Below are 8,396 nucleotides of genomic sequence, written 5' to 3'. Positions count from 1 at the left end.
GGGATATTTAGGGGAGGTGACGGGAGGATGAACCTTGAAAAGTGACCGCTGCGCGGTCAATCGCCAGCAGGCTGGCTCCCACAGGGGATTTGCGCCAAACACAAAAAATTGTGTTTAAACACAGACCAATGTGGGAGCGAGCCTGCTCGCGATGGCGTCGGCACATCCAACATATTTGTGTCAGACAAACCGCTTTCGCGAGCAGGCTCGCACGCACGCACGCAGGTTTTAGCGTTGTTTGAGGCGGTCGATCACGACAGCTAACAGCAAAATCGAACCCCGAATCACATACTGATAAAACGTATCGATATTCTTCAGGTTCATCGCATTCTCGATAATCGCCAAAATCAGCACCCCGGCAATCACATGCCGAATCATGCCGATCCCGCCGCTCAACGACACCCCGCCCAACACACAGGCAGAAATCACCGTCAGCTCAAACCCCTGGCCAATCATCGGCTGTCCGGATGTCATGCGCGACGCCAGAATCACCCCGGCCAACGCCCCGATCACCCCGTGCACGGCAAAGATAATGATCTTGGTCCGGTCAACGTTCACCCCGGCCAGCAACGCCGCTTCCTGGTTACCGCCGATGGCCATGGTGTTGCGCCCGTAGGTGGTGTAGTTCAGCAGCCAGCCGAAAAACAGGAAGCACACGATGGTGATCAGGATCGGCACCGGCACACCCAACAACTGGCCGTTACCGAAGACAAAGAACTGCTCTTGCGACACGCCCACCGCTTTGCCGTTGGCGAAGATGTAAGCCAGGCCGCGAACGATCTGCATGGTCGCCAGCGTGGTGATCAACGCATTGACCCGCAGCTTGGCGATCACGATGCCGTTGATCAACCCGACGATCAGCCCCATGAACAGCGCCGCTACCACACCGAGAAACACGCTGTCGGTGTCGCGCATCACCACCGCGGCGACCACGCCGGCGCAGGCAATCACCGAGCCCACCGACAAATCGAAATGCCCGGACGCCAGGCAATACAACATGGTGCACGCGGCAATTCCCGTCGTCGAAATCGCCAGGCCCAGGCCACGCATGTTCAGCGGCGAGAGGAAGTTGTCGATCAGCAAGGTGCAGAGCACGAAGATCCCGACAGCCGCCAGCAGCATCACCCAGTCATCGAGAAAGCGCCGCAGGTCCAGAGGTTTGCGCTGGGTGGGTAAAGCGTTGTTTTGGATTGTCATAGTCACCTCTCAGTTCGCCACGCCGTCGGCGCGTTGGCGCGGCAAAGCCAGTTGCAGCAGGTTGGATTCATTGGCCTCTGCGCGAGACAGCTCGCCGCGCATCGCGCCTTCGCAGAGCACCAGGATGCGGTCGGAAATACCCATCACTTCCATCAGGTCGCTGGAGACCACGATCACCGCGATGCCGCTGGCGGCCAGGTTGTGGATGATCTGGTAGATCTCGGCTTTGGCGCCGATGTCGATGCCGCGAGTCGGTTCGTCGAGCAGCAGCACTTTCATCGGCATCGACAGCCAGCGGCCGAGAATGGCCTTCTGTTGATTGCCGCCGGACAGGTACATGATTTTCTGCGCCGCGTTGGGGGTCTTCACTTTCAGCGCTTTGATCTGCTTGTCGGCGTTGTCTTTCTCCCACAGGCCACGCAACAGGCAGCCGAAGGTGGAATGGGCGCCGCGAGCGCTGATGTTGATGTTTTCGGCGACGCTGGCGAGCGGCAGGATCCCCTCTTTCTTGCGGTCCTCGGGGCACAGCAGAATCCCGGCGGCAATCGCATCGCGGGGTGAACGCAACTTCAGTTCATGGCCACGCAATTCCAGGCGCCCGGCAGTGTTGCGCTCAAGCCCGCTGAGCATGCGGAACAGCTCGGTACGACCGGCACCGACCAAACCGAACAGCCCGAGAATCTCGCCTTTGTGCACCTCGAAACTCACCGGCTCACGCAAACCCGGCCCCAGCAAACCGTCGACCTTGAGCGCCACCGCGCCACGCTGACGGTGGCGGTAATCGTAGATGTCCTGAATGTCGCGACCGACCATGCAGGTCACCAACTGATCGTGAGTCAGTTCACTCATGTCCTCGAACGTGCGCACAAAGCGACCGTCCTTGAACACCGTCACCGCGTTGCAGATGCGGAACACTTCTTCCATGCGATGGGAGACGTAAAGCACCACTTTGCCTTCGTCGCGCAGGCGACCGATGATCGCCATCAAACGATCAATCTCCCGCGCCGACAGGCTGCTGGTCGGTTCGTCAAACGCGATCACATGCGCCCCACGGGACAAAGCCTTGGCGATTTCCACCAGTTGCCGCTGCCCGAGGGACAGGCGCCCTACTTTCTCTTGCGGATCGATTTCATCGGCCAGGCCCTTGAGGCAAGCCAGTGCCTGTTGCCGCAACGCGCCGCGATTGATCAGGCCGAAACTGGCCGGCAGATGACCGAGGAACAGATTCTCTGCCACGGTCATTTCCGGGACCAGGTGCAGCTCTTGATGGATCACGGCGACGCCACTGCCGATGCTGTCGGCGGTGGACTTGAAGGCCATCACCTGCTCGCCGATCTGCAGGTCGCCGCTGCTTGGGGTATAAGCCCCGCCGAGGATTTTCAGCAGGGTCGATTTGCCGGCGCCGTTCTCGCCCATCAAGGCGTGAACCTGGCCCGGGTGGGCGATGAAGCTGATGCCATCCAGCGCCTTCACCCCGGGAAAGGTCTTGCCGATCCCGTTGAAGCGCAAGCTGCCGCCTGCATTGTGTTGTTGTATTTTTGTTTGCGCGTGCATAACCACCTCATCACACAGATCAGGCAGCCCCGTCGCCAGGGCCACCGATGAAATCAACCGTGCCTCAGTTCCAGAGGCCGATCTTTTCCAGTTCCTGCTTGAAGTTCTCGCGAGTGATCAGCGTTACGTCATCCATCGCGGTGTACTTCGGCGGTTCTTTGCCGGTGGTGACCCAGTCGTGCATCATGCTGGCGGTGTTGTAGCCCTCGATGTGCGGGCTCGGCAGCATCGAGCCGAAGAAGCCGCTGTTGGCCTTCTTCAATTCGCCGATGGCGTCGGTGCCGTTGATGCCGATGCCGATCACATTGGCCGCGGCAAAACCGGCGCTTTCGGTGGCGCGCACGCCGCCCAGCACGGTGTTGTCGTTCATGCCGCCGATGATCAGGTTTTTCGCCGCGCCCGGCAGTTTCACCAGCGCCGAATTGGTGGCGTCCATGCTGCCGGGTACGTCGAGGGTTTTCAGCGCCGAGAACAGGATGTGGTCTTTCGGCATGCCGGCGTCTTCCAGCGCTTTGACCGAACCGTCGGTGCGTTTCTTGCCGGTGTCGAGTTCATTGAAGGTGTTGATCACCGCGTAGGTGTCTTTCCAGTCCCAGCCACGTTTCTTCGCTTCGGAGGCCATGGCGCTGCCCTGTTTCTGGCCGACTTCGAACGCGGCCATGCCGAGGTACGGAACGTCTTCCATGAACTTGCCGCCGGCATCGACGAAGCGGTCATCGACGGCGATGACTTTCAATCCGTTGAGCTTGGCCTTGGCCATGATTGCAGGGCCGAGGGATACGTCTGGCGGGCAGATCACGAAACCCTTGGCACCGTTGGCGGCGAGGCTGTCGATGGCCGAGAGGGTTTTCTCGCCGTCGGGCACGGCGATCTTGATGACGGTGAAGCCCTTCTCTTTCCCGGCCTTTTCAGCGAATGCCCATTCGGTCTGGAACCAGGGCTCTTCCGCCTGTTTGACCAGAAAACCGATCTTCACTTCCTCGGCCGCCAGCAACGAACTGCTCAGGCTGACCGCGGTGACCGCCAAAGCGGCACAGCACAGGGAACGGATCCCACGACGACGATTCATAAGCTGACTCCTTGTTATTTTTTTTGAGCGTTATTTGAAAGCCAATCAAACTGTGCAGCCAATAGTCATATCGTATGATGATTGGATTTCAGACGTAGTTCCGCGTCTGAAACCCGATTGACTCAGTCGTGGTACATGACCGAGCGACCGCCATCGATGGTGATGCACGAGGCATTGATAAACGGTGCTTCATCACTGGCCAGGAATACAGCGGTCATGGCGACTTCGATCGGCTGCCCGATGCGACGTGGCGGATGCAGATCGAAAGCGCGCTGACGCTCGGCATGTGGGTCGGCAAAACCGTTCCAGTAATCGACGTTCAGTTGGGTTTCGATATAACCCGGCGCGATGGCGTTGACGCGAATGCCCTTCGGCGCATATTCGATGCCCAGGGCGCGGGTCAGGCCGAGCAAACCGTGCTTGGCCACCGGGTACGGGAAGCAGCCGGGAATGATGTGCGTGGAATGGGTCGAGGCAATGTTGATGATGCTGCCGATGCCCTGCTCGATCATCTGCGGCAGCACCGCTTTGCAGCCATACCAGGCGCCGTCCAGGTCGATGGCGAAGCAACGACGCCAGTCTTCCTCGGTCATTTCCAGCGGATCGCGGAACACGTTGACCCCAGCGCAGTTGACCAGCACATCGATGCGACCGTGAAGCTCGATCGCCAGTCTGGCCATGGCGTGCAGATCTTGCTGGTTGGAAACGTCAGCCTTGATTGCCTGCACGTCGAAGCCTTTGTCCCGCCAGTGGGCCGCGACTTTTTCGACTTTCTCACCCTGGATATCGCTGATGATCAGCTTGGCCTGCTGGGAAGCGAAGGTCGCAACAATCGCCTCGCCGATACCCTGAGCAGCACCGGTCAGCAGCACGACCTTGTTTTTCAGGCGCTCACCCTTCGGCGGTTCGGGCACCGGTGGCAAGGAAAGAGGTTCAGCCATGGATCAAGACTCCTTTTCGAAGGCACGACAAAAACCGGGCATCTGTCGATGTCCGGTCAAAAGGCTTTTTGGAAAATCGCTGCATCACTTCACCTGTTTTGTTTTTTTAAGTGTGAGTGCGTGTAACTGATGGAGCCGACTATAAACCCGACCGCCAAATAATCTCAATATATAATTTTGCATCCCATATTTTGGGATTCAACCCGCGAACCGCGTACAGGTTTTTCCGGGCACATCGACTCGAATCGACAGCAACGCGCCGTCCAACGCATGGTTGAGCGGGCTCGCGGCGCTGGTGATGTACAGGGTTTTGAGGTCTTCACCGCCAAATACGCAACTGGTGGGGCGGCTGATGGGCAGCTCGATCACGCGATCGACCTGCCCGTCAGGGGTCAGCCTGAGCACACAGTTGCCATTCCAGCGGGCGTTCCAGATATAACCTTCGGCATCCATCGCCGAGCCATCCGGCTCGCCGCGCTCATGCGGCCCGAACCAGATGTGGGCCGGGTCTAGACTGCCATCAGTGCGAATGAAGTACTGGTAGAGCGTGTTGTCGAGGCTATCGGCGAAATACACGGTGGTCGCGTCGTCGCTCCACAACAACGTGTTCGGGATGCCCAACCCGCGAAGCAACGGCGTGACCCGAGCATCGCGATCGATACGAAACAGGCCACCGGAACGCCGGACAATGGGCACGTCTTCGCCCTGCTCGCCGATGTTGTTCTGCATGGTGCCGAGCCAGAGACGGCCCTGAGCATCGCAGCGGGCTTCATTGGCGCGATTGCCGGGTTGCGGATCGGCGACGCAGAGCAAGGTCAATCGTGGTTCCAGGCCGGGGGAATCCAGATCGAGTCGATACACGCCGCTATTCAACGCCACCAGCGCATCACCGCTTTCGCAAGGGATGAAGGCAGACACGTGCTCGGGCATTTGCCAGATCTGCACGTTGGCACCAATCAGCCGCAGCGCCTGTTGACCGGCAATATCAACCCAGTACAACGCCTGGGTCGGCGCGTCCCAGAACGGGCCTTCGCCCAGTCGTGCCCGGTGTTCGGTAACCGCAGTCCACTCCATGAAACCTCCTGCGTTGTTCTTTTTTTATGTGGGAGCGGGCTTGCTCGCGAAGGTGTCGGTACATTCAACATCACGGTTACCTGACACACCGCTTCGCGAGCAAGCCCGCTCCCACAGGGTTTTGTATTGTCAGCTGGCCTTCTTGTCAGCCATGACTTGCGGGTAGAAGCGCTTGATGGCCAGGTCGGCGTTATCGATCAGGGTCATGCAGGCCCACACTCCCCGCGCGGCATCCCGGGCGGCGATGGCCTCAGCCATGTCTTTGTGAATCGGCAGCGTACGGCGCAGTTCGTCCGGGTCGGCGGCGGACACTTCGAACGACACCGCCAGCAGCGCGCCGAGGGCCGGGACCATTTGTTCGATGAATTGATTGTGGCTGGCAGCGAGGATGCACTCGTGGAAGAACTGGTCGGCACGGTTGTAATCGATGCCGCTGTCCACTGCCCGCTCCAATGCGTTGTAAGCCTGAAGGATGGCGTGAACCTGCTCGACGGTAGCGCGCTCGCAAGCCCAGCGTACGGCCATGGGTTCGATGGTGCGGCGCAGGTCGAGCAAGTCGTCGACGAAGTTTTCCGGCAAGCCGCTGCGCGACAGCCAGCCGACGACTTGCGGATCGAAAAGGTTCCACCGGCGCACCGGCAGCACCCGCGTGCCGACCTTGGGCCCGACCTCGAGCATGCCCTTGGCGACCAGGGTTTTGATGGCCTCGCGGATAACCGTGCGGCTGACACCGAGCTGCTCGCCCAGGTCGGCTTCGACCTTGAGCGTCTCACCTGGCTTGACCTGCCCCGTGGCGATCCAGCAACCCAGCCAATCGACCGTCGACGCATGAAAACTGCTGGACATGGACACCTCGATTCAGGGACGGCACAAAGCCGTTCGCGATGGGTGTCCACGCTAATCATCATACGATTGAGTGTCAATTTGAATTTTTCGATCTGATTGCATTCAGACGAACAATTTGAACGAACCCACATTGTGACCTACGGTTAGCCGCGACAGATCAAGCAGTCAATAGCATCTGTTCCACTCAAGTCCGCTATCGACAGGTATAAGCATGAACATGGATGCGTCTACGCAATACCCGATTGTTTTGGTCCACGGTCTTTTTGGCTTCGATAAAATTGCCGGTTATCCCTACTTCTTCGAGATCAAGGAAGCTCTGGAACATGCCGGGGCCACGGTGTTTTCCGTCAACATTCCAGCCGTTAACGGAAACGAGGAGCGCGGTAAAAAACTGCTCGAACACGTCAATCGCCTATTGCGGGAAACGGGAGCTGCCAAGGTCAATCTGATCGGCCATAGCCAAGGCCCATTGGCGGCACGTTACGTAGCGGCGCTACACCCGGAAAAGGTCGCATCAGTCACTTCTGTCAGTTGCCCCAATCACGGCTCCGAAATTGCCGACCAGTTGCATAAGGCGCTGACGCCTGGTGAGCTGCCCGAAGCGCTCGTACTCGCCCTGTTCAAAGCAGTCGGCACCTTCATTTCGCTGATCAGCGACCATCCGGAAAACCCTCAGGACCCTCAAGCGGCCTTCGAGTCCCTGACTAGCGCGGGGTTGGCTGCTTTCAATCGCAAGTACCCGCAAGGATTACCGAAACAATGGGGTGGGGAAGGTAACGAAATTGAAAACGGCGTGTACTACTACTCCTGGAGCGGGATCGTACAAAAATTTCAAAGCCTGCAACCGCTCGATCCGTCCCACTTGAACTGTATCGTGCTGTCGAAGTTATTTTATAAAGAGAAACACGCCAACGATGGGCTCGTCGGACAGTACAGCTCGCACCTGGGCAAAGTCATTCGTTCGGATTATCCGATGGACCATTTCGACGCAGTCAATCAAATGGCCGGGATCACGAGTTGGAACGTAAGCCCGGTCCGCCTCTATCTTGAACATGCGGCTCGGCTTAAGGACAAAGGTTTGTAGGCAAAAAAATGGCCCGCTCGAATAGCGGGCCATTTTCCAGAACACAACAACCCGGCGAATTACGGCTCAAGCCCGATGGGAAAGAACTCGCCAGCGCTCCACACACCTAACCAGCGCTGCCCGTCGATCTCGCGGGTGACGGCCAGCTCCACCAGTTGGTAGAACACGTTGCGGTGGATCAGGGCTTCAAGGTTGGTGCGCACATGCACGTAGGGCGCAGGTTCTTGCGTGACCGGGTCGATCACCACGCGCATGGGGTGTTCGGAGCCGGCCTCGGCGGTCTCGTCAACATTGGTGGTAAAGCGCAGGACCTGGTTTTCACCCTCGCCTTCGACATCCACGGCAATCGCCACGAAGGGCGCATCGTCGACCTTGATGCCAACCTTCTCGACCGGGGTGATGAGGAAGTAATCGTCACCATCGCGGCGGATGATGGTAGAGAACAGCTTGACCATCGGCTTGCGCCCGATCGGCGTGCCCAGGTAATACCAGGTGCCGTCGCGGGCGATACGCATGTCGATGTCGCCGCAGAAATCGGGGTTCCACAGGTGGACCGGCGGCAAGCCTTTGGTTTTGGGGATTTGCCCCAACAGGTCGTTGGCTTTTTGCGGGCCACTCATGGCGTTCTCCT

8 protein-coding genes are annotated in these 8,396 nt (G+C 58.8%); 1 reads left to right on the top strand and 7 read right to left on the bottom strand.

Features of this window, described 5'->3' with window-relative positions:
* Positions 1 to 228: 228 nt before the first annotated feature.
* The 6 genes from araH to KGB03_RS25375 all read right to left on the bottom strand — a co-directional run bounded on the left by araH (position 229) and on the right by KGB03_RS25375 (position 6,681).
* The gene (gene araH, locus KGB03_RS25400; protein WP_111451791.1) at positions 229 to 1,197 is read right to left on the bottom strand and encodes an L-arabinose ABC transporter permease AraH; all 969 of its coding nucleotides are present in this window, start codon (positions 1,195 to 1,197) and stop codon (positions 229 to 231) included.
* A gap of 9 nt (positions 1,198 to 1,206) precedes the next feature.
* On the bottom strand, positions 1,207 to 2,751 hold the full coding sequence (gene araG / locus KGB03_RS25395; protein ID WP_223529727.1) for an L-arabinose ABC transporter ATP-binding protein AraG: 1,545 nt from the start codon (positions 2,749 to 2,751) through the stop codon (positions 1,207 to 1,209).
* Between the two features lie 64 nt (positions 2,752 to 2,815).
* Complete coding sequence (locus tag KGB03_RS25390; RefSeq protein WP_218537680.1) at positions 2,816 to 3,820, bottom strand: substrate-binding domain-containing protein; 1,005 nt, start codon at positions 3,818 to 3,820, stop codon at positions 2,816 to 2,818.
* A gap of 122 nt (positions 3,821 to 3,942) precedes the next feature.
* Positions 3,943 to 4,761 carry an SDR family oxidoreductase gene (locus KGB03_RS25385; RefSeq protein ID WP_008152305.1) on the bottom strand — a complete coding sequence of 273 codons (819 nt, stop codon included), beginning with the start codon at positions 4,759 to 4,761 and terminating at the stop codon, positions 3,943 to 3,945.
* A 198-nt stretch (positions 4,762 to 4,959) separates the two neighbouring features.
* Complete coding sequence (locus KGB03_RS25380) at positions 4,960 to 5,835, bottom strand: SMP-30/gluconolactonase/LRE family protein (protein ID WP_223529725.1); 876 nt, start codon at positions 5,833 to 5,835, stop codon at positions 4,960 to 4,962.
* A 129-nt stretch (positions 5,836 to 5,964) separates the two neighbouring features.
* Positions 5,965 to 6,681 (bottom strand): FadR/GntR family transcriptional regulator, encoded by a 717-nt coding sequence (locus tag KGB03_RS25375; protein WP_008152308.1) that lies wholly within the window; start codon positions 6,679 to 6,681, stop codon positions 5,965 to 5,967.
* Between the two features lie 211 nt (positions 6,682 to 6,892).
* Between KGB03_RS25375 and KGB03_RS25370 the strand changes: the two genes are divergently transcribed.
* Positions 6,893 to 7,765 carry an esterase/lipase family protein gene (locus tag KGB03_RS25370; RefSeq protein ID WP_218537677.1) on the top strand — a complete coding sequence of 291 codons (873 nt, stop codon included), beginning with the start codon at positions 6,893 to 6,895 and terminating at the stop codon, positions 7,763 to 7,765.
* Positions 7,766 to 7,824: 59 nt separating this feature from the next.
* On the opposite strand, the gene KGB03_RS25365 is transcribed toward KGB03_RS25370, so the two are convergent.
* Positions 7,825 to 8,385: a DUF1285 domain-containing protein gene (locus tag KGB03_RS25365; RefSeq protein ID WP_218537676.1), complete on the bottom strand. Its 561-nt coding sequence runs from the start codon at positions 8,383 to 8,385 to the stop codon at positions 7,825 to 7,827.
* Positions 8,386 to 8,396: the final 11 nt, after the last annotated feature.

It is taken from the genome of Pseudomonas sp. BF-B-26 (assembly GCF_019956495.1).
Taxonomy (GTDB): domain Bacteria; phylum Pseudomonadota; class Gammaproteobacteria; order Pseudomonadales; family Pseudomonadaceae; genus Aquipseudomonas.
Note: the sequence above shows the minus strand (reverse complement) of the source record. Positions and strands in the feature narration are given on the sequence as shown.

Excerpts from the sequence above, each read along its gene's own strand:
- araH (WP_111451791.1), bottom strand. The coding sequence starts at position 1,197 with ATGACAATCCAAAACAACGCTTTACCCACCCAGCGCAAACCTCTGGAC.
- KGB03_RS25385 (WP_008152305.1), bottom strand. The coding sequence starts at position 4,761 with ATGGCTGAACCTCTTTCCTTGCCACCGGTGCCCGAACCGCCGAAGGGT.
- KGB03_RS25390 (WP_218537680.1), bottom strand. The coding sequence starts at position 3,820 with ATGAATCGTCGTCGTGGGATCCGTTCCCTGTGCTGTGCCGCTTTGGCG.
- KGB03_RS25365 (WP_218537676.1), bottom strand. The coding sequence starts at position 8,385 with ATGAGTGGCCCGCAAAAAGCCAACGACCTGTTGGGGCAAATCCCCAAA.
- KGB03_RS25375 (WP_008152308.1), bottom strand. The coding sequence starts at position 6,681 with ATGTCCAGCAGTTTTCATGCGTCGACGGTCGATTGGCTGGGTTGCTGG.
- KGB03_RS25370 (WP_218537677.1), top strand. The coding sequence starts at position 6,893 with ATGAACATGGATGCGTCTACGCAATACCCGATTGTTTTGGTCCACGGT.
- araG (WP_223529727.1), bottom strand. The coding sequence starts at position 2,751 with ATGCACGCGCAAACAAAAATACAACAACACAATGCAGGCGGCAGCTTG.
- KGB03_RS25380 (WP_223529725.1), bottom strand. The coding sequence starts at position 5,835 with ATGGAGTGGACTGCGGTTACCGAACACCGGGCACGACTGGGCGAAGGC.